An 18,349-nucleotide genomic window follows, 5' to 3' on the forward strand; every position below is an offset into this window, starting at 1 on the left:
ATCCCGCAAACCGTGGATTCGAAATACCAGCTCCTAGAGAATGACCAGGAGGCATGCCTTCACGAGGTATTCGAGGCTCAGGCCGACAAGTCCCCCGACGCGCTCGCGGTCGTCTGCGGGGACCGGCGGCTGACGTACCTCGAGCTCGACGAACGCGCGAACCAGCTGGCACACCGCCTGCGAGCCGGGGGGATCGGCCACGGGGAGTTCGTCGCGATCTACTTCGAGCGGTCCGAACTGCCGATCGTGGCCATCCTCGCCTGCCACAAGGCGGGCGTCGCCTACGTGCCGGTGGACCCGGGCTACCCCGCGGACCGCATCGCGCACATCGTCGCGGAACTCGGCGTCGCCGCCTGCCTCTCCGAACGCGCTCTCGCCGACGCGGCCGAGGCGTACTTCGCGGGCGTTCCCGTGCTGCTGGCCGACGAAGTCGGCGACGTGTCGCCGGTGTCGCGGCTGTCCGAGCAGGAAGAACGAGTGTCGCCGTCGGCACTGGCCTACGTCATCTACACCTCCGGCACGACCGGGCGGCCCAAGGGCGTCCTGACCGAGCACCGGCACGTCACCCGCTTTGTCGCGGCCTTCAACGAGGTGTGCGCGACCGGGCCGGACGACCGGGTCTTCCAGGGGTTCTCGCTCAGCTTCGACGGCTCGGTCGAAGAGATCTGGATGGCGTTCTCCAACCAGTCGACGCTCGTCGTCCCGACCGCCGACGCGCCGCGACTGGGCCAGGAGCTCGGGAACTACCTGGCCGAACTGGGGATCACGTACTTCTCGACCGTGCCGACGTTGTTGGCGACGCTGCCAGAAGACGTGCCGAGCCTCCGGACGATCGTGCTCAGCGGTGAAGTCTGCCGACCGGAACTGGTGGCGCGGTGGGAACGTCGGGGCCTGCGCATCCTCAATGTCTACGGGCCCACCGAAGCCACTGTGAACACCACGGCCATCGAATGCCGGTCCGATCGCCCAGTGACCATCGGAACTCCGCTGCGCGGTTATCGAATCCACCTGCTTGACGAGGATCTGCGGCCGGTTCCGGAAGGTGCGGTCGGCGAGCTGTTCGTCAGCGGCGCGACGCTGGCGCGCGGGTACCACAACCAGCCCGAGCTGACGGCGCAGCGCTTCCTGTCCGCGACTGAGCTTGAATTCGGCGTGCCCGGCGAACGTTATTACCGGACCGGTGATCTGGCGCGGTGGAATGACGGGGAGCTGGAATTCCTCGGCCGCGCCGACGGTCAGGTGAAGATCCGTGGCTACCGGGTCGAACTCGCCGAGATCGAGGCTGTCCTGACCGAACACGCCCAGATCACTTCGGCGTGCGTTCGCCTCACTGAACGCGATGGCCTCCAGGTACTGGCGGCCTACGTGGTGTCCGGCGATATCGACCGCGGCGAGGTGCTCGCCTTGTTGGAGGCGAAGCTGCCTGCCTACATGGTGCCCGGATACCTGGACCGGCTACCGGAACTGCCGCGCACCACCAGCGGCAAAGTCGATCGCGGCCGGTTGCCCGATCCGATCGCTCCGCTGGTCCGCACGGCCACGGAGATCGTGGCTCCGGAGACGGACCTCGAATGCGAGATCGCCGCCGTTTTCAGTGCGGCGGTGGGAGTCGCGGAACCCTCTGCCGTCGCGGACTTCTTCTCCGAGCTCGGCGGGCATTCGTTGACCGCGGCCAAAGCCGCGACCGCTTTGCGGGAGAAGACCGACCACCCGGTCACGCTGCGGATGATCTACCAGTACCCGACGATCCGGCAGTTGGCCGTGCACCTGGAGTCCACCCGACCGGCGCCCGCGCCTTCGGCCACCACGGCCTCCAGCGCCCAGGTGTTCGCCGCGGTTCCCCGGTGGCAGCGAGCCGTGACCTACGTCGTGCAGGGCATTTCCCAGTACGCCCTGTTCGCCCCGGCGAGCATCACCACCGCGCTGATCACGCTGGCCGGGTGGTCCTGGTACGGCGGGGGAATGTCGACGTCGGCGCTGATCGGCCTCTCCGCCCTGCTGAGCGTCACCGTGTGGCCCGCGCTGCTGCTCCTGTCGGTCGTGGCGAAGTGGGTGCTCGTCGGGCGCTTCCGCGAGGGCAGCCATCCGTTGTGGGGGTGGTACTTCTGCCGGTGGTGGCTGGCGAACGCCTTCATGGCCATGAGCGGTGCGGGCGCGCTCGCGGGCACGCCGCTGCTGCCGTTGTACTACCGGTTGATGGGTGCCCGGGTAGGGGCGCGCTGCACCTTGGACACGGCGCAGTGCTCGGCGTGGGACCTCGTGTCCATCGGGGCGGACACCAGCGTCGGCGCGGACACGCAGTTGCTCGGGTACCGCGTGGAGAACGGCATGGTGCACTTCGGCCGGGTGTCGATCGGCAGCCGGTGCTACGTCGGCATGCGCTCCGCGCTCGGGCTGAACGTGGCGATGGGTGACGACTCGGCGCTGGCCGACCAGACGTTGCTGCCCGACGGTGACGTGCTCCCGGCCGGTCAGGCGGTACTGGGATCGCCTCCGCAACCCGTCGAGCTGGACCTTCCCGAGCCTGCGGCGCGCCAGTCCGCGTTTCGGCGGGCGGTGTTCGGGCTGGCCCACCTGGTGGCGCAGTCCCTGGTGCTCCTGTTGGTGGTGACGGTGCCGTCCGTGGGCGTGTTGTCGGCGTGGTGGGCGCTGTTCGCCGAGCAGGGTCTGACGGTGGGGTTGTTGGGGGCGGCCGCGCTGATTCCCGTGAGCGTGGTGCCGTACTGCGTCTACCTGGCGCTGCTGAAGCGATTGGCGTCGTGGCGGATCCGGCCCGGCGACTACTCGGTGCTGAGCGTGTCGTATCTGCGGAAGTGGTTCGCGGACAACGTGATGGACGCGAGCAAGGTCCTGTTGCAGCCGGTGTACACGACGTTGTACCTGCCGCCGTTGCTGCGGTTGATGGGCGCCAAGATCGGGCGCAGGGCAGAGATCTCGAAGGTGTGGCGCTTCTCGCCGGAACTGGTGGAGATCGGCGAGGAGAGCTTCTTCGCGGACGGCTCGATCATCGGCGGCAGGCAGTGCCACCGAGGGACCATGCGCTTGGCGGCGAACCGCATCGGGCGCCGCAGTTTCGTCGGGAACATCGCGATCCTGCCGGTGGGGACGAGCCTGGGCGACAACTGTCTGCTCGGGGTGCAGTCCATTACGCCGAACTCGTGCCGGGAGGTCGCGGACGGGACGGAATGGCTGGGCTCTCCGTCGTTCCGGCTGCCGCATCGGGTGAAGGTCGGCAACTTCGACCCCACGGTGACCTTCCAGCCGACGCGGCGGTTGTACGCGGAGCGTGCGGTGATCGACGGGTTGCGGGTCCTGATCCCCTACTTCCTGGCGTTCGGCATGCTACTGGCGGCGTCGAGCTCGTTGCTGTTGGTCAACTCGGCGTACGGCGCCACGGCGGCGCTGTTGTCCGCGCCGGTCATCGGAATCGCGACCGCGTTGCTCGGGTCCCTCGCGGTGGCCGGGTTGAAGAAGCTGGTCATGGGCACGTTCCGGCCGGAGATCAAGCCGCTGTGGTCGCGCTACGTGTGGCTCAACGAGATGGTCAACGGCGCCTTCATCTCGGTGTCGACTCCAGCGCTCACGCCGTTGCTGGGGACGCCGTGGATCGCGCCGATGTTGCGAACCCTCGGGTGCCGCATCGGCAGGCGGACCTATCTGGCCACGTTGCTGTTCTCGGAGTTCGATTTGGTGAACATCGGGAACTACGCGGCCCTCAACCGCGGCTCACTGGTGCAGAACCACTTGTTCGAGGACCGGGTCTTCAAGTCCTCCGCCCAAACGATCGGCGACGGCGCCACGCTGGGGAACATGAGCGTGGCTCTCTACGACTCGGAGGTCGGCTCTGACGTGACCGTGGGCCCGCTCTCCCTCGTAATGAAGGGCGAAACCCTGCTCGGCCCGTCCAAGTGGCACGGCATCCCCACAACCCCCATCCACCACTGAGCAATCCCCCTGAGACGGTGGTTGGGGTGTCTTCAAGTCCTACGAACCCCCACCCACCTTCACCGCTAACCGCCCCCAACCCCCTGCGGCTCCACGGGTTGGGGGCGGTTAGCGATCTGCTGGACGGGAGTTGGTGGTACTTGAAGACGGGGGTCTGACTACGGCTGGCGCGGGGTGTAGAGGGCTTCCACCTCGTCGGCGAAGTCCTTCATGATCTGCGTGCGGCGGAGCTTCAGCGAAGGCGTGATGTGTCCGCCACCGATGGTGAATTCCTCTGGTAGGACGCGGAATCGGCGCACGGCTTCGGCCGCGGACACCGCCTCGTTCCCGGCGTCGACGGCCCGCTGGACCTCCGCGAGCAGGTCCTGGTCGTCGGCGAGGTCCGCCGCGCTCGCCTCGGCCGGTTTGCCGTTGTTCTTCTTCCAGTGGGCGAGGTGCTCGTGGTCGATGGTCACCAACGCGGCGACGAACTTGCGGCCGTCGCCCACAACCACGGCCTGGCCCACGAGGGGGTGCGCGGTGATCCGGTCCTCGATGACGGCGGGGGCGACGTTCTTGCCGCCGCTGGTCACCAGGATCTCCTTCTTGCGCCCGGTGATGCTGAGGAAGCCGTCCTCGTCGAGCGAGCCCAGGTCCCCGGTCGCGAACCACTCGTCCAGCGCGGGCGCGGAGCCCCAGTACCCGGAGAAGACCAGGCTTCCCTTGACCAGGACCTCGCCGTCGTCGGAGATCCGGACCGCGGTGCCGGGGACCGGGCGGCCGACCGTCCCGGGCTTGACCGCGTCCGGTGCGTTGACGGTCGCCGCCGCGGTGGTCTCGGTCAGGCCGTAGCCCTCGAACACGGTCAGGCCGATGCCGCGGTAGAAGTGGGTGAGCCGGTGCCCGAGCGCGGCGCCTCCGGAGATCGCGTAACCGCACCGCCCGCCCAGGACGGCCCGCAGCCGCCGGTAGACCAGCCGGTCGAAGACCGCGTGCCGGATTCGCAGCGCCAGCCCGGGTTTGCCCGCCTCGGAGTACTTGATCGCGGTCTCGGCCGCCGCGTCGAAGATCCGGGCCTTGCCCGATGCCTCAGCCCGCTGCCGGGCGCTGTTGTAGATCTTCTCGAACACGTACGGCACGGACAGCACGAACGTGGGGCGGAAGGTGGCGAGGTCACCGACCACGTTCTTCACATCGGCGGTGTGGCCGAGCGTGACCCCCGCGAGCACCGCGCCGACCTGGACCATCCTGCCGAACACGTGCGCCAGCGGCAGGAAGAGCAGCGTGGACACGTCCTTGCCCTTGAACAGCGGGCTCAGCAGTTCGGAGACGTTGTCCGCTTCGGCGAAGAAGTTCGCGTGGGTGAGCACGCATCCCTTGGGGCGCCCGGTGGTCCCCGACGTGTAGATGATCGTCGCGACGTCCTTCGGCGACACGCCGCGACGGCGTTCGTCGATCTCCGCTGCCGGGACGTCTTCGCCGAGCGCCATCAGCTCGTCGACCGCGTCGATCCGCCGCACCCCTCGTAGCAGCGGCAACCCGGCGACCTTCGCCGCGTGCTCGTCGGTCTCCGCGATGACCGTCGTCGCGCCGGAGTCGGCGATGATCCACTCGATCTGCTCTCGCGAGGAGGTCGGGTAGATCGGCACGGGCACCGCCGCGGCGGCCCAGATCGCGAAGTCGAACAGCGTCCACTCGTAGCGGGTCGCCGAGAGCACAGCGACGCGCTCCCCCGCGCGGACCCCGGCCGCGACGAGCCCCTGGGCCAGCCGCTGCACCTGGTCCCGGAACTCGCTGGTGGTGACCAGCGACCAGCCCTCAGCGGCCTTGCGGCGGAAGGCGACGTGGTCCGGCGCCCGCTCGGCGTTGGCGTAGACCAGTTCGGCCAGCCCACCCGTTTCGGGGGCGGCGACGAGCGGGGCGACGGCGACCTCACGCATGCTGCGTCTCCTTCGACGCGGGGACCCGGAAATGTCATGATGGGTCACGAACATGCGGAGGAGACATGGCTCGTATCCCAGAGTTCAGCGCCGGATGTTGTGATGGGTAACAAAGAGCCGTTCCGGCTCGGCGGGCGCCCGCTGCACGAGCGGCTGACCGAGGACATGCCCGCGCTCACCGAGTCGGTGCTCGCCGCGGTGACCACGCGCGTCCCCGCCTACGGCCTGATGCCGAGCGAGGAACTGGCGGGCGATATCAACCGGGTGATCGCGCAGACGCTGAAGTCGTTCATCGGCATGGTGCGCACGAAGTCCCTCCCGGACGAGGAAGAGCTGGCGTTCATGCGGGAGTCGGCCGCGCGGCGCGCCGAGGAGGGCATCCCGATCGAGTTCGTGCTCACCGCCTACCACATCGGCGTCCAGGTGGTCTGGGAGTCGCTGACGCCGGATGTGCGCCCGGCCGAGGTGCACGACGTGATGGCGGTGAACTCGCTGGCGCTGCGCTACCTGGAGCTGATCACGCCCGCGGTGGGCGCGGGCTACCTCGACCAGCACCAGACGATCTTCGACGACGAGCGCTCGGCGCGGCACACGCTGCTGACGGCGCTGCTGGACGGGGTGCCCGCCGACGCGGCCGCGAGCCGCACCGGGTTCCGGCTGCCCCCGTGCTACCTGGTGCTGGCGCTCTCGGTGGGCAGTCACCCGGACGAGACCGAACCCGGCGTGGACCAGCTGGTCGCCGGGCGGCGCAAGCTCAGGCGGTTGCGGGCGGAGCTGGAGCGCCAGGTCCGAGGGCCGGTGCTGTCCTCGCTCACCCCGGAGGGCGGGATCGCGCTGCTGCCCCATCCGGCACCGGCCGACGAGGTGACCGCGCGCGACTGGGATCGCCTGAAGCGCCTCATCGCCGACGTGGCGCGGGCGGCCGGGGCCGAGATCACCGCAGGGGTCGCCGCGGTCGCCCCGCAGGAGGTCACCGCCGCCGCGAAGCTGGCCGACGAGATCCGTGCCGTCGCGACGGCCTCCGGCAAACCGAGCGGAACGTACCGGCTCGACGACGTGCTGCTGGAGTACCAGCTGTCCCGGCCGAGCGCCGCGCGCGACCGGCTGGCCGCGATGCTGCTTCCCTTGGAGGGCAACGAAGAGCTGTTGCAGACCTTGGAGACCTACCTGCGCCGCGGGAGTCGGCGGCCGACCGCGACGGATCTGCACGTGCACCCGAACACGGTCGACTACCGGCTCCGCCGGATCGCCGAGCTGACCGGTCTCGACCCGACCGACCTCACCGACATCGCGTTGATCAACGCCGCGCTCGCGGCCCGCGCCGCGCAGCCCTAACCGCCGATGACGGGCAGCACCGGGGTGGCGCAGCTCGGTCTCCGCGCCGTCGAGGGATCGAGGGCGTTGAGCACCACGCGCAGCGCGACGTGGTCGAAGGCCAGGGCCAGGTGATCGGCGAAGTCGTTCGCGCAGATGTCTTGCAGCACAACGTTGTTGACGTTCGCTCCGCTGAGGAACTGGGATGTGTACGGCGTGACGACCGCGTCGTATCTGGTAGCAATCGTGGTGTACCGAACACCGGGAACGGTGTCCGGCAACGAGTTGAGCTTCGTGATGAAGGCCGATCCGCGCAGTTGTTGCAGTGCGGCCGGATCCACGCTGCTGATGAAGCCGGCCAGCTTCGGGAACGCGGTCAGCAACGCCCTGATCCACGCGTCGAAGCCGAGCGCGCTCGATCCGTGGCTCGTGGGACCGAGACCAACGATGTCATGGACTTTCGGTGCTCCCCCAAGGAACTTCACGTAGTACTGAGCGAGCGTCCCGCCGAGTGAATGGCCGACCAGGTCGACCTGGCGCGCTCCGGTCTTGGCCAGGACCCGGTTCACGAAAGCAACCAGCTCCGCGCCGGACGTGGGGATGTCGCCGGTGCCTCCGATCTGCCCCAGGCGCAATCCGCCGTAGTTGAGCGCGAAGACGCAGTAGCCGTTGTTCTTCAGCAAGGGCGACAAGGTGTTCCAGTTCAGCAGCATGTTGACGTGCGTGCCGTGCAGGAGGATCACCGGTCGCTTGGCGCTCCGGCAGGACCAGTCGTTGGCTCCGGGCGGCGCCGCCCCTGGCGCACCGAGGGACGCCGCGACCGCTTTGGCGGAGTTGTAGAAGACCGGCAGCGCGGCATCGGCTCGCGCTGGCGTGGTGAGCGCGAGGCCCAGCACGAGCAGCGCGAAGAGCCTGCGCATCAACGGTTCCTGGACCCGGTGGCCGCGACGACGGCCTTGGCGAACGCGGCCATGCCCTGCGCGTTCGGGTGCAGCGGGGCCGCGATGTGCGTCGGGACGAGACCTTCGAGGTACCGGTTCTTCGGCGCCGCGCAGATGTCGTGCCCGACCGTCACCGCCGCGAAGTCGACGAACCGCATGCCACGGGCGAGCGCGTTCTCGCGCGCCTTGGAGCTGATCTTGTCCATGATGCCCTGGAGGTAGTTCGCGTCCCGCGACCACACCGGCTGAACGGGAAAGCAGCCGTTGGGGCGCACGTAGGTCCCGTAGCCGGTCACGAGGACCTTCGCGTTGGGAGCGCGGCGGCGGACCTCGTCGAGCGCGGCGCCGAACTTCGGCGCCCACGCGTCGACCGCTTCGCCGATCGTGTCCCTGCCGCCCGCCGTGAGCCGGTCCGCGCACGAGAACCCGACCGGCTCGGGCAGCAGGTTGACGCAGGAGAGCGCGTGCAGGAACAGCCCGGAGTCGTTCGCGCCGATTGTCACCGTTACCAAATCGGTCGAGGCGCTCAGCGAGTCGAGTTGGGGGGCCAGAATGCCGAACCTGCGGCTGGTGAGATCGCTCGTGGTCGCCCCGGAACAGCTCACGTCGGTCAGCCGGGCACCGAGGGACCTCGCGGCGATGGCCGGGTAGTTGTTGTTCGAGCGCAGGCACAGCAGGTTGGTGTTCTGGTTCGGGATCAACGGCCCGGCGGCCGCGGAATCGCCCAGTGCCACGTATTCCAGCGGTTCCTGCGCCGGCGCGGGCGTCGCGGTGGCGGTCACCGCCGCTCCGGTGGCAATGCAGAGGAGCCCCGCCCGGATTCGTCCGCCCAGCCTCATGCCAGCCTCCAACGCCGTTGTCGTAGTGCGTGTTCACATGGTGCGGGCTGGAAACGTGGACCGTTGTGGGAACCTCCCCAGATTCACCAACCGGTGCTTGTGACGTATCACGAAGGTGACAATGAGGCATGACCGATGCCGCGACGATCCACGCCTGGAAAGCCCTTGGCGGCCAGGAAGAACTGGCCGAGGGCGTGTCCTACGAAGGAGCACGCGACGTGCTTCCGGCTCGCCTGCCCGTCCGCGAGCTGGCGCGGGCGACCGTGGGTGTCTGCTCATTGGCGGCGGCGGAGCTGTTGGCGGCGCGCAACGGGATTCGCGTGCCGTCCGTGCACGTGCACGAGGGAGCGGTTGCCACGGCCTTCATCAGCGAGCGGCACCTCAGGATCGACGGCCGCGCAATGGTGAGCTTCGCGCCGCTGTCAGGTTTCTGGCAGACCGCGGACGGATGGGTCCGCACGCACGCGAACTACCCGCACCATCGGTCGCGGTTGCTGAGCGCGCTGGGCATCCCTGACTCCGGAGACGATGAGCAGCTGGCGAAGTCCTTGTCCGCCAAGCTGATCACGTGCCGCGCGGAGTGGGTTCAGGAGGCGGTCTACGCCGCTGGCGGCTTGGCCGTGGCGGTGTCGTCGAGCGACGTCCGCCATCCGCTCGTGGAGACCTTCGACGTTGGCGATGCGGCACGTCCCCTGCCCGCGACCTCATTGCCTGCCAACGGTGTCCGCGTTCTCGACCTGACTCGGGTCATCGCGGGGCCGGTCGCCACGCGCACGCTCGCGCTGCTCGGAGCGGATGTGCTGCGCGTGGACAGCCCGCGGCTCGCGGAGAGCGAGGATGCTCATGCGGACACGGGGATGGGCAAGCGTTCGACGCTGCTCGACCTCGCGGATCGGAGAGTCTTCGACGAGCTGTTGGACGCGGCGGACGTGGTGGTCACCGGGTATCGACCTGGGGCGCTCGACCGGCTCGGCCTCTCCGCCGAGGCGATGCGGGAACGGCGTCCGGGGTTGGTCGTGGCCCAGCTCTGCGCTTGGGGTTGGACGGGGCCTTGGGCGGAGCGGCGCGGGTTCGACAGCCTCGTCCAAGCGGCGAGCGGGATCGCAATGCTGGAAGGGCGTCCGGGGGCTTTGCCTGCCCAGGCGCTTGATCACGGCACCGGCTATCTCCTCGCCGCCGCGATCCTGCGCGCGCTCAGCGAGCGTCGTGGGAGGACGGTGCGGTTCTCGTTGGCGGGCACGGCCTCGTGGCTGATGCACGGAATCCGCCCGGCGCCGCTGGACGGCGATGAGTACTCACCCGAGCCTTGGCTGACCACCATCGCGTCGCCGTACGGGGAGCTTCGGCACGCGCTTCCGCCCGTTCACTATGACGGTTGTCCTCGGACTTGGGCCCAGGCGCCGAGGCGGTGGGGAACGGATCGCGCGCGCTTTCGCGATGCCTGAAGAGGGGAGCCGAACAGGCTCCCCTCTTCACCGCGCCGCTACCCGTTGAGTCTCTTCGCGAGCAGCTGCTTGCCCTGTTCGGCGCCCTTGCGGCTCTCGCCCTGCGCCCGGCGGAAGAACGCCGCCAGTTCCTTGTCGCCCGTGCTCTCGGCGTCGTTGGCGTAGGTCTCCATCCGCAGCGCGTTGCTCAGGCACGCCTCAACGAACCAGATGAGGTTGTAGTCCTTGTCCTTCGTCCCGGTGATCTGGCCGGCTTCGCTGATCGACACAGCTCCTCCTTCGTCGTCCGGCTCCGTATCCCGGCTACCCGGCCAGTTCCGGCTGACACCTGGTCAAACAAGTAACCAGTCGGTTACGCTTCTGCCGTGGACGAGGTGGCCGGCGCGATCGCCGATCCGGTACGGCGGGAGATCCTGACCCTGCTGCGCGACGGGCGGCTGCCCGCGGGGGAGATCGCCGACCGCTTCCCGATCAGCCGCCCGGCGGTGAGCCGCCACCTGAGGGTGCTCAGGGACAGCGGGCTCGTGCAGGACGAACTGGTTGGCAGACAACGGTTCTACACGCTCCGCACGGAACCGCTGATCCAGCTCGCCGAGTGGCTGGCGTCGCTCACGCGGCCCTCGGGCTGGGAGCACCGCCTCGACGCGCTGGAGACCGAGGTCTACCGAACCCGTCGCGAGCGGCGCGTTCAGGACCGACGAGAGGACGAAACCGCATGAACCGCACACCGACAGGCCGCCTCTTCGGCACGGACCTCGTGCTCGACCGCACGTTCCGCGCCCCCATCGACGACGTGTGGGCCAGCGTCACCGATTCGGAGCGCACCGCGCGGTGGTTCGGCCCCTGGAAGGGCGAGGCCGCCCCGGGCCGGACGATCCAGGTGCAGATGGCCTTCGAGGAACAGCAGCCGTGGTGCGATCTGCACATCGACGCGTGTTCGCCGCCGCAGAACCTGGCCGTGTCAATGAAGGACGAGGCGGGGAACTGGCGCCTGGAGCTCGCACTGTCCGAAAAGGACGGTGTGACGACGTTGCGGCTGACCCACCACCTGGAATCCGTTGAGGGTGTCGGCGAGGTCGGGCCCGGCTGGGAGTACTACCTCGACATGCTCGTCGCGGCACGCGAGGGTTCCGCCCAGCCGGACTTCACCGACTACTACCCGGCGATGAAGCCCTACTTCGAGGACCAGCGCCAGGCCGTGTCCCACAAGCCCTCAAGCACTCCGCCCACCAAGTAAACTCTGTCCCATGCCCCACACCCGCCCGTCCACCCCATCCACGGCGCGCGCGGTCTAGAGAACCCCGTTTCGTACTCATAACGGGAAAAAGAGCGCTCCAAAAACCCGTTTTGAGTACGAAACGGGATTTTGGGCTGCGCTGGCTGAGGTTGTGGGGAGGGGACGAAGGGGTGAGAGGACGGGGGTTGGGGGGCGGTTGTGGGATGTGGGCTAGGTGATGACGGGGGTGTTCTGGCACGCGGTCAGGCCCCAGCGCCCGTTCTCCTTGGTCATCACGTACAGCGGAGCGCCCTCGCTGTCGCCGGGCATCGGTTGGCCGTCGAGCGTCAGGTAGCGCTGGCGCACCTTCACCGCGGCCACGTCGGGCCGGATGAAGAGCACGTGCACGACCTCGTACGTGGCGGTCGAGTCGGTCATCGCGCCCGGGAGCACCTTGCGCGTGAACTCCGCGATGGCGTCGCGACCGAGGAGGACCTTGCCGTGGCCCGTCGTCCAGATCGCGTCCTCGCGGAACAGCGCGATGAACTCCTCCACCAGTTCGTTCTGCTGCACGCGTTCGACCTCGGCGACCACGCGCTTGATGGCCTCGATCTCCTGCTGCTCAGTTGCTGTCGTCATGGGAGCAGCCTCCAACCGGAACTCAGGTTGAGGTCAACACCAGATCCCGCGCGGCCTCGATCACAGCTTCGGGCCGGTCCGCGTGCATGGTGCTGTGCCCGGCGCCGTCGATCAGCCGGTGCTCGCCACCGAGCGAGGAGTACAGCGCCGGTTTGACCGCATTCACCTTGTGCAGCACCTCTTCGGACAGGAACAGCTTCTGCAGCGGGTCGATCCCCATCGCGGTGAGCACGATCCGCGGCACGCCGGGCATCTCGCCACCGTCGCGCAGCTCCGGGTAGAGCTTGGTCTCCAAGTTCCCGCGCTCCTCCGCGGTCTGCCGCCATGCGCGCACGTGGTAGTCGACCAGTGCAGTTCGGGCGTCGTCCGGCCATGCGGCGTAGATCGACTCGAAGAGACCGCGAAAGAACGCGACCGTCGCCTCGTCGGGCTCCGGCACGTCCAGTTCTTCGGCGTTGCCGGAGACCTCGTCCGGCATGTGCGCGGGGTAGTCCTCGTGCCCGGGATCGAGGAAGAGCAGCCCGGCGACGTCCTCCGGGAACAGCTGCGCGAACCGCCGTGAGTAGAGCCCGCCGAGGGAGTGCCCGGCCAGCACGTAGGGCCCGGGGATGTCGGCCACGCGCAGCAGCGACCGCAGCTCGGTCGCGACCTCGGCGCCGGAGCGCGGCAGCGGCGCGGGGTCGCTCCAACCGGTACCGGCGCGGTCGTAGATCACCGAGGTGGTGAACTCGGCGATCCGCAGGTGGACGTTGAGGTAGTCCAGCCCGACCATGCCCGCGCCCGGCAGGAACACCACGGCGGGCCCTCCCGTTCCCGCGCGGTCCAGGAGGAGCTGCCGCCCATCGCTGTCGTAGCGCCGCCCCACCGGCAGTGCCAGGTCCGCCATCATCGCCTCCGGCTCGATCGTTCTCAATAATGAGAAAGGTATCAAGTGTGCGAAGATCGCGCCATGGCCAAGTCCGACCTGATCATTCATCCGGTGCGGCTGCGCATCCTGCAGGCGATGTTCGACGGCCGGGAGCTGACCACCTCGCAGCTGTGCGAGCTGCTGCCGGACGTCTCGAAGGCCACCGTGTACCGCCAGGTCGCGGTGCTCGCCGAGGGCGGGCTCCTGGAGGTCGCCGACGAGCAGCGGGTGCGCGGCGCCGTGGAGCGCCGCTACCGGGCGCGGCGGGCGCGGGTGAGCATGAGCGTCGAGGACGCCGCGGAGATGTCGGTCGAGGACCACCGTCGCGGCTTCACCGCCGTGGTCACCGCGCTGCTCGCGGAGTTCGACGTCTACCTCGGCCGCGAGGACGCCGACCCGGTGGCCGACTCCGTGTCCTACCGGCAGTTCTCGCTCTGGCTCAGCCCGGAGGAACGGGACGAGATGATCGAGCAGGTGCGCGCGGTCCTGCGCTCCAAAGTGGACAACGGTCCGGCGCCCGGGAGAACCCGGCACCTGTTGACCCCGATCCTGATCCCGGTCGAGGGCCCGGACGCTAGCCTGCCCACGTGAGTGATCAGCCCCTTGACGAGGAAGCGATCCGGCAGCGGGTCCGCGAGGCGATGCGGCGCGCCCAGCCGCAGAAGAAGGAGAAGAAGGCCGATCAGCGGCCCGACGGCACGCTGCTGCCGATCCTGCGCAGCACGTCGTCGTCTCCCGAGCTGGACCTCTTCCCGCACGTGCCGGTGCTCCCCGGGACGCTGTTCGCCACCTTCGCCCACGTCGGCATGACCCCGCAGGGCAAGATCGGCATGCACCACGTCTTGCGCGCGCAGCTGGGCGAGCGCTCCGCCGAGGACCTGCTGTCGGAGGCGACGGCGAACCTGATGTCCGGGATCAAGGCGCAGATGCGGGGCACCGACGACACCCCGGACCGGATGGTGAGCCTGGAGCGGGAGGGCTACTTCGCCGCGTCGGCGGTGGTGGCGCCGGACTTCCACGAGTGGATCTCCGGGCTGCTCGGCGAGAACCGGCTGGTCGTCGCGCTGCCGTCCCCGGACCAGATCTACATCGCGGGCGCCGACTCGTACTGGGCCGACCAGCTCGCCCGGATGGTGCTCGACTCGGAGTACGAGAAGACCCCGCTGACACCCACCCTGTTGCTCTCGGAGAGCACCGGACTGGAACTCATCGTCGAGCAGCCGGTGAGCTGAACCGCCGTGAAGCCGTACGAGGAGTTGTCGCCGGTCCGGAACAACGAGAAGCGATCAAGACCACGGGCACCATCGCACTGGGCACTGGCGGCGCGGTCGCGCTCTGGTTGGCCGCGCTCTGGTTGGCCGCGCGGCGGCAGCGGGCCGACGAGATCGCGTTGAACCAGAAGCACATCGACCAGCAGGCCGCCGATCGCGCTTTCGAGTTCCAGCAACAGGTCAACGAGCAGCAGCGCCTGCACCTCGATCTCAGCGGCGCCTACCTCTGTGATTTCAGGCTCGGCGGCGGGCAGGTCAAAACCGCGATCTTCAATGATGCCACCTTTGTCGGCACCGCATGGTTCACCGGAACCCGTTTTAGCGACTACGCCGCCTTCACAACGACCACCTTCTCTCACAACTCCGGATTCGAGAAGGTGCACTTCCGCGAAACGGCCCAGTTCCGCCGGGCGTCCTTCGCAGCTCAGGCAGGGTTCGACGGAGTTCATCAGGGCACACTTCGCCGAGCCTCCCGCCCTCGACAACACCCGGTTCACCACCAGGGTGCCGGAGAACCTGACGCAGTACCTGTCCTGAGGTCACTTCTCGTCGAGGAGCAGTTCGACGGCGTGCACGGTGATGTAGCCGCGCCAGTCCAGGACGCCCGCCGGGGAGATCTTGGCGTAGTCGACGACCCAGCCGCCGTCGTCCTGTTGCAGCCGCGCGAGGCGTTCGCGGTCGGCGGCGATCACGTCCGGGGTGAACAGGGATCGCGACGGCAGCCCGGAATGCGGCGAGAAGTCCAACGGGTGCAGCGCCTCGTCTTCCGTGCCCCCGTCGACGCGCACGCGGCCGTCCGCGGGCACGTACTTGGCGAGGCGGGACAGGAGTTCGGCGGCCTCGGCGGGACACCGCTCGTGGACCGCGTCGAGGAAGCGGATCGCGAAGGCAAGGATGTAGGCGAAGGGCCGCTCGTCGATCCGCGCGATCGCGTCGAGGCAGTAGCGGACGGCGCGGTCGAGCCACGGATGCGTTGCCACTGCGGGATCGTGGGCCGCGACGCGCAGAGCCTGCGCCACCGTGACCGAGGTGATCTGGAGCGAGGAACCGGGTTCGGCGTTCTGCCACCACGGCGCGCTGGCAGCGGTCGTGGTCAGCGGCAGCGCGAAAGGCAGGCCGCCGTCCGGATGGGAAACCGAGGCCAGCCAGTCGCACAGCGCCACCGACTGCGGTGCGCACACGGGGGCGATGTCGCCGAGTGCCTCGAAAGCGTGCAGGGCCGCGCCGGGCTGGCTCTCCGGGGAACGAAGATCGGGTTCGAGTCCCCAGCCGTAGCCCCCGTCCGGGTTGCGGTACCCGTCGAGCGCGGCCAGCACGGCGGCGGGATCACCGCCTCCCAGCAGTAGCTCGAAGCGGCGACGGTCCAGCACGCGGGCGTGTCCGGCCATGAACGACGTAGCGGCGGTGAGGTCGATCGTCATGTGTTCATCCTGCGTCGGCACCGCGGCGGCGGTCTTGAAGAAAGCGGTCATTCCCCCGGCGGTGGTTCGAGCAGGCGCAGCAGTCGGGTGCAGGCCACAACGCCACCCGTGCTCGTCGACTCCGTCCAGCACACCCGCGGCTTGCCGACAAATCTTGTTGCGGCATAAGGGAATGAAGCTGCGCAAATCCGTAGATCAGTTCCCTCGGCGGCCAAACGCGCCGGCTCCTGGGAGTCGCGCAGTTTGCCCTGGTGCGCAAAGAATGTCGCGATCCTGGCAAGCCCGGACGCCACCCATCGATCAGAGACCGAGAGCACCGACAGCGCGGCTTCCACGTCACCTGCGTGGTTTCATGAATTTTCGACGCATACGGACAGAACGGGACCGATGAGTTCCGGTCGTGCGGCGGGTCTACCTCAACGACACGGGTGAAGGGAAGGTGGACCGATGAACGATCTGCGGAGAGTCCTGGGCGAGCACGTGGACCGCGGCGCGATTCCGGGCGCGGTGGCGCTGGTGGCCAAGGGCGATGACATCGAGGTGGCCGCCGCGGGCGAGTCGATGGCGAGGGACTCGATCTTCCGCATCGCGTCGTTGACCAAGCCGATCATGGCGGCGGCGGTCATGGTGCTGGTGGACGAAGGTCGGCTCGCGCTGAGCGACCCGGTCGCGCGTTGGCTGCCGGAGCTGGGCTCCCCCGTCGTCGTGCGCACTCCGGAGAGCCCGATCGACGACGTGGTCCCGGCGAGCAGGCCGATCACCGTGCTCGACCTGCTGACTTCGCATTCCGGGCACGGCTTCCCGTCCGAGATGTCCCTGCCCGCGGTCCAGCCGCTGTTCAGCGAGCTCAAGCAGGGGCCGCCGCAGCCGCAGCTCGTGCCCGCGCCGGACGACTGGATGGCCGCGTTGTCCCGCATCCCGCTCCTGCACCACCCCGGCTCGGAATGGCTGTACAACACGAGTTCCGACATCCAGGGCGTGCTGGTGTCCCGTGTCGCGAACTGCCCGCTGCCGGAGTTCCTGGAGGAGCGGCTGTTCGAACCGCTCGGCATGGTCGACACGGCTTTCGCGGTCCCCGCGGCCAAGCGAGAACGGCTGACCTCGTACTACAGCGCGGGTGAGCTGGTGGACGGTCAGGACGGGCAGTGGAACCGCCTTCCCGCGTTCGCATCGGGCGCCGGTGGCCTCGTTTCCACCGCCGATGACTTGCACCGCTTCGCGCGAGTGCTGGCGTCGGACGAGCATCAGCTGCTCTCCGCGGAGTCGATCCGGCTGATGCTCACCGACCACACCACGGCAGCGCAGCGTGCGGCGAGTAAGCCGTTCCTGGACGGCCAGGGCTGGGGATTCGGCGGGGGGATCGACGTGGCGGTCATCGACCCGTGGAACGTGCCCGGACGCTACGGCTGGGTCGGCGGCACAGGCACCGCGGCGCACGTCGTCCCGTCAACCGGCATGGTCACGATCTTGCTCAGCCAGGTGGAGGTGAGCAGCCCGGCGCCGATCGCGCTCATGCGTGATTTCTGGGCGCACGCGGCGCGGCGCTGAGGGCGTCGCGCTGCGCCGCGGTGAGCCGATCCGGCGCGGCCACCGCGGCGCAGTCACCGTTCTCCGTGCGCGAAACAGCGACGGGCCCGGCGAGGTCCGGGTGCTTTTCCGCGTCCCGCAGCGCGTTGACGACGCGGTCCTCCGGCCAGCCCAGCGCGTGGGCCAACGCGTCCACGGCGAGCGGCCCCGCGTGCACGAGCGCGGCGAGGACGGTGAGCACATCGCGCACGATGGACGGGGTGAGGCCGCCGCCGGTCATGTCTTCGCCCAGCTTGGCGAAGAACCGGGCCATGTGGTCCAGGCGCGCTCCGGCGGGCGTCGCGGGGTCGAAGACCTCGACGCCGCGCTGAGCGGTTTCCGCGAGCATCAGGTTCGTCCGGGCGCTGGTCATCCACGTCTGGAGCCACACGTCGTCGTCGATGAGGTAGCGCTCGCGCGCGCGCGGCCCTTCGCGCTCGCGCCGGACCAACTCCAGTCCTTCGAGGTAGGCCACGGACTTGGACACGGAGGCGGGGCTCACCACGAGCAGCCGCACCAGCTCCGCCGCGGTCAACGTGCCGGAGTCGGTCGTCACCAGCGCGGCGAGCACCCGGGCGGCCATGCGCGGCAACCCGCTCTGCACCATCAGCGCGACGAACTGCTCGGTGAACTCGGCCATCTCGCGCGGGTCGCGCCCGTGCTGGTCGGTGGACGGCGCGACCGGGTCGACGGTCGGTTTGCGCCGCCGGGCCCTGCGCCAGGTGCTCGTGCGCGCCTGGTCCGACCGGTAGTCCGCCGCTCCCCCGTTGCGCGCCACCTCCCGGCTCACCGTCGAGGTCGGCCTGTCGAGCTGCCTGGCGATCTCGGCGAACCCGAGCCCTTCGGCCAGTCCGGCCGCGATGCGCCGCCGATCCTGGTCGGTCAGCCTGCCTCCCGGCATCCGCGCCCGTCCTTCCCGTGCCCGA

General features: G+C 69.0%; 16 protein-coding genes. 8 read left to right on the forward strand and 8 right to left on the reverse strand.

Translation table 11 applies throughout. The features are described from left to right. The first annotated feature begins 12 nt into the window (after window positions 1-12). A complete protein-coding gene (locus NLX83_RS03705; protein ID WP_254233451.1) occupies window positions 13-3,945 on the forward strand; it encodes a Pls/PosA family non-ribosomal peptide synthetase in 3,933 nt (1,310 codons plus the stop codon). Between the two features lie 158 nt (window positions 3,946-4,103). On the opposite strand, the gene NLX83_RS03710 is transcribed toward NLX83_RS03705, so the two are convergent. After that, complete coding sequence (locus tag NLX83_RS03710) at window positions 4,104-5,864, reverse strand: AMP-dependent synthetase/ligase (protein WP_254233452.1); 1,761 nt, start codon at window positions 5,862-5,864, stop codon at window positions 4,104-4,106. A gap of 102 nt (window positions 5,865-5,966) precedes the next feature. Here NLX83_RS03710 and NLX83_RS03715 point away from each other — a divergent pair, with 102 nt between their 5' ends. Continuing rightward, complete coding sequence (locus NLX83_RS03715) at window positions 5,967-7,199, forward strand: PucR family transcriptional regulator (protein WP_254233453.1); 1,233 nt, start codon at window positions 5,967-5,969, stop codon at window positions 7,197-7,199. On the opposite strand, the gene NLX83_RS03720 is transcribed toward NLX83_RS03715, so the two are convergent. Together NLX83_RS03720 and NLX83_RS03725 are read right to left on the reverse strand one after the other, a co-directional pair. Then, window positions 7,196-8,098 (reverse strand): esterase/lipase family protein, encoded by a 903-nt coding sequence (locus NLX83_RS03720; RefSeq protein WP_254233454.1) that lies wholly within the window; start codon window positions 8,096-8,098, stop codon window positions 7,196-7,198. The genes NLX83_RS03715 and NLX83_RS03720 overlap by 4 nt on opposite strands. Beyond that, complete coding sequence (locus NLX83_RS03725; protein ID WP_254233455.1) at window positions 8,098-8,958, reverse strand: SGNH/GDSL hydrolase family protein; 861 nt, start codon at window positions 8,956-8,958, stop codon at window positions 8,098-8,100. Before NLX83_RS03725 ends, NLX83_RS03720 begins: the two co-directional genes overlap by 1 nt. 128 nt (window positions 8,959-9,086) lie before the next feature. On the opposite strand from NLX83_RS03725, the gene NLX83_RS03730 reads away from it, so the two are divergent. After that, window positions 9,087-10,403 (forward strand): CoA transferase, encoded by a 1,317-nt coding sequence (locus NLX83_RS03730; protein WP_254233456.1) that lies wholly within the window; start codon window positions 9,087-9,089, stop codon window positions 10,401-10,403. A 38-nt stretch (window positions 10,404-10,441) separates the two neighbouring features. Here the strand turns inward: NLX83_RS03730 and NLX83_RS03735 are convergent, their stop codons facing one another. Continuing rightward, window positions 10,442-10,672 carry a hypothetical protein gene (locus NLX83_RS03735; protein WP_254233457.1) on the reverse strand — a complete coding sequence of 77 codons (231 nt, stop codon included), beginning with the start codon at window positions 10,670-10,672 and terminating at the stop codon, window positions 10,442-10,444. Window positions 10,673-10,768: 96 nt separating this feature from the next. Between NLX83_RS03735 and NLX83_RS03740 the strand changes: the two genes are divergently transcribed. Further along, the gene (locus NLX83_RS03740; RefSeq protein ID WP_254233458.1) at window positions 10,769-11,122 is read left to right on the forward strand and encodes a metalloregulator ArsR/SmtB family transcription factor; all 354 of its coding nucleotides are present in this window, start codon (window positions 10,769-10,771) and stop codon (window positions 11,120-11,122) included. Beyond that, window positions 11,119-11,640, forward strand: a complete 522-nt coding sequence (locus tag NLX83_RS03745; RefSeq protein ID WP_254233459.1) for an SRPBCC family protein — start codon at window positions 11,119-11,121, stop codon at window positions 11,638-11,640. Before NLX83_RS03740 ends, NLX83_RS03745 begins: the two co-directional genes overlap by 4 nt. 210 nt (window positions 11,641-11,850) lie before the next feature. Here NLX83_RS03745 and NLX83_RS03750 read toward each other — a convergent pair whose 3' ends face one another. Next, window positions 11,851-12,258, reverse strand: a complete 408-nt coding sequence (locus tag NLX83_RS03750) for an SgcJ/EcaC family oxidoreductase (RefSeq protein ID WP_254233460.1) — start codon at window positions 12,256-12,258, stop codon at window positions 11,851-11,853. Window positions 12,259-12,280: 22 nt separating this feature from the next. Continuing rightward, entirely contained in the window at window positions 12,281-13,171 is an 891-nt protein-coding gene (locus NLX83_RS03755; RefSeq protein ID WP_254233461.1) for an alpha/beta hydrolase, read from the reverse strand. Window positions 13,172-13,207: 36 nt separating this feature from the next. Here NLX83_RS03755 and NLX83_RS03760 point away from each other — a divergent pair, with 36 nt between their 5' ends. Then, a complete protein-coding gene (locus NLX83_RS03760; protein WP_254233462.1) occupies window positions 13,208-13,756 on the forward strand; it encodes a helix-turn-helix domain-containing protein in 549 nt (182 codons plus the stop codon). Continuing rightward, window positions 13,753-14,397, forward strand: a complete 645-nt coding sequence (locus NLX83_RS03765; RefSeq protein WP_254233463.1) for a hypothetical protein — start codon at window positions 13,753-13,755, stop codon at window positions 14,395-14,397. Before NLX83_RS03760 ends, NLX83_RS03765 begins: the two co-directional genes overlap by 4 nt. Window positions 14,398-14,975: 578 nt before the next feature. On the opposite strand, the gene NLX83_RS03770 is transcribed toward NLX83_RS03765, so the two are convergent. Next, a complete protein-coding gene (locus NLX83_RS03770) occupies window positions 14,976-15,857 on the reverse strand; it encodes a hypothetical protein (RefSeq protein ID WP_254236069.1) in 882 nt (293 codons plus the stop codon). A gap of 447 nt (window positions 15,858-16,304) precedes the next feature. Here NLX83_RS03770 and NLX83_RS03775 point away from each other — a divergent pair, with 447 nt between their 5' ends. After that, on the forward strand, window positions 16,305-17,405 hold the full coding sequence (locus tag NLX83_RS03775) for a serine hydrolase domain-containing protein (protein WP_254233464.1): 1,101 nt from the start codon (window positions 16,305-16,307) through the stop codon (window positions 17,403-17,405). Here the strand turns inward: NLX83_RS03775 and NLX83_RS03780 are convergent. Beyond that, window positions 17,368-18,324: a GbsR/MarR family transcriptional regulator gene (locus NLX83_RS03780; protein WP_254233465.1), complete on the reverse strand. Its 957-nt coding sequence runs from the start codon at window positions 18,322-18,324 to the stop codon at window positions 17,368-17,370. The two genes, NLX83_RS03775 and NLX83_RS03780, sit on opposite strands and share 38 nt — an antisense overlap. Window positions 18,325-18,349 lie beyond the last annotated feature (25 nt).

It is taken from the genome of Allokutzneria sp. A3M-2-11 16, from assembly GCF_024213555.1.
GTDB lineage: Bacteria > Actinomycetota > Actinomycetes > Mycobacteriales > Pseudonocardiaceae > Allokutzneria.

Excerpts from the sequence above, each read along its gene's own strand:
- NLX83_RS03745 (WP_254233459.1), top strand. The coding sequence starts at position 11,119 with ATGAACCGCACACCGACAGGCCGCCTCTTCGGCACGGACCTCGTGCTC.
- NLX83_RS03750 (WP_254233460.1), bottom strand. The coding sequence starts at position 12,258 with ATGACGACAGCAACTGAGCAGCAGGAGATCGAGGCCATCAAGCGCGTG.
- NLX83_RS03760 (WP_254233462.1), top strand. The coding sequence starts at position 13,208 with ATGGCCAAGTCCGACCTGATCATTCATCCGGTGCGGCTGCGCATCCTG.
- NLX83_RS03710 (WP_254233452.1), bottom strand. The coding sequence starts at position 5,864 with ATGCGTGAGGTCGCCGTCGCCCCGCTCGTCGCCGCCCCCGAAACGGGT.
- NLX83_RS03780 (WP_254233465.1), bottom strand. The coding sequence starts at position 18,324 with ATGCCGGGAGGCAGGCTGACCGACCAGGATCGGCGGCGCATCGCGGCC.
- NLX83_RS03720 (WP_254233454.1), bottom strand. The coding sequence starts at position 8,098 with ATGCGCAGGCTCTTCGCGCTGCTCGTGCTGGGCCTCGCGCTCACCACG.
- NLX83_RS03770 (WP_254236069.1), bottom strand. The coding sequence starts at position 15,857 with ATGACGATCGACCTCACCGCCGCTACGTCGTTCATGGCCGGACACGCC.
- NLX83_RS03775 (WP_254233464.1), top strand. The coding sequence starts at position 16,305 with ATGAACGATCTGCGGAGAGTCCTGGGCGAGCACGTGGACCGCGGCGCG.
- NLX83_RS03725 (WP_254233455.1), bottom strand. The coding sequence starts at position 8,958 with ATGAGGCTGGGCGGACGAATCCGGGCGGGGCTCCTCTGCATTGCCACC.
- NLX83_RS03730 (WP_254233456.1), top strand. The coding sequence starts at position 9,087 with ATGACCGATGCCGCGACGATCCACGCCTGGAAAGCCCTTGGCGGCCAG.
- NLX83_RS03715 (WP_254233453.1), top strand. The coding sequence starts at position 5,967 with ATGGGTAACAAAGAGCCGTTCCGGCTCGGCGGGCGCCCGCTGCACGAG.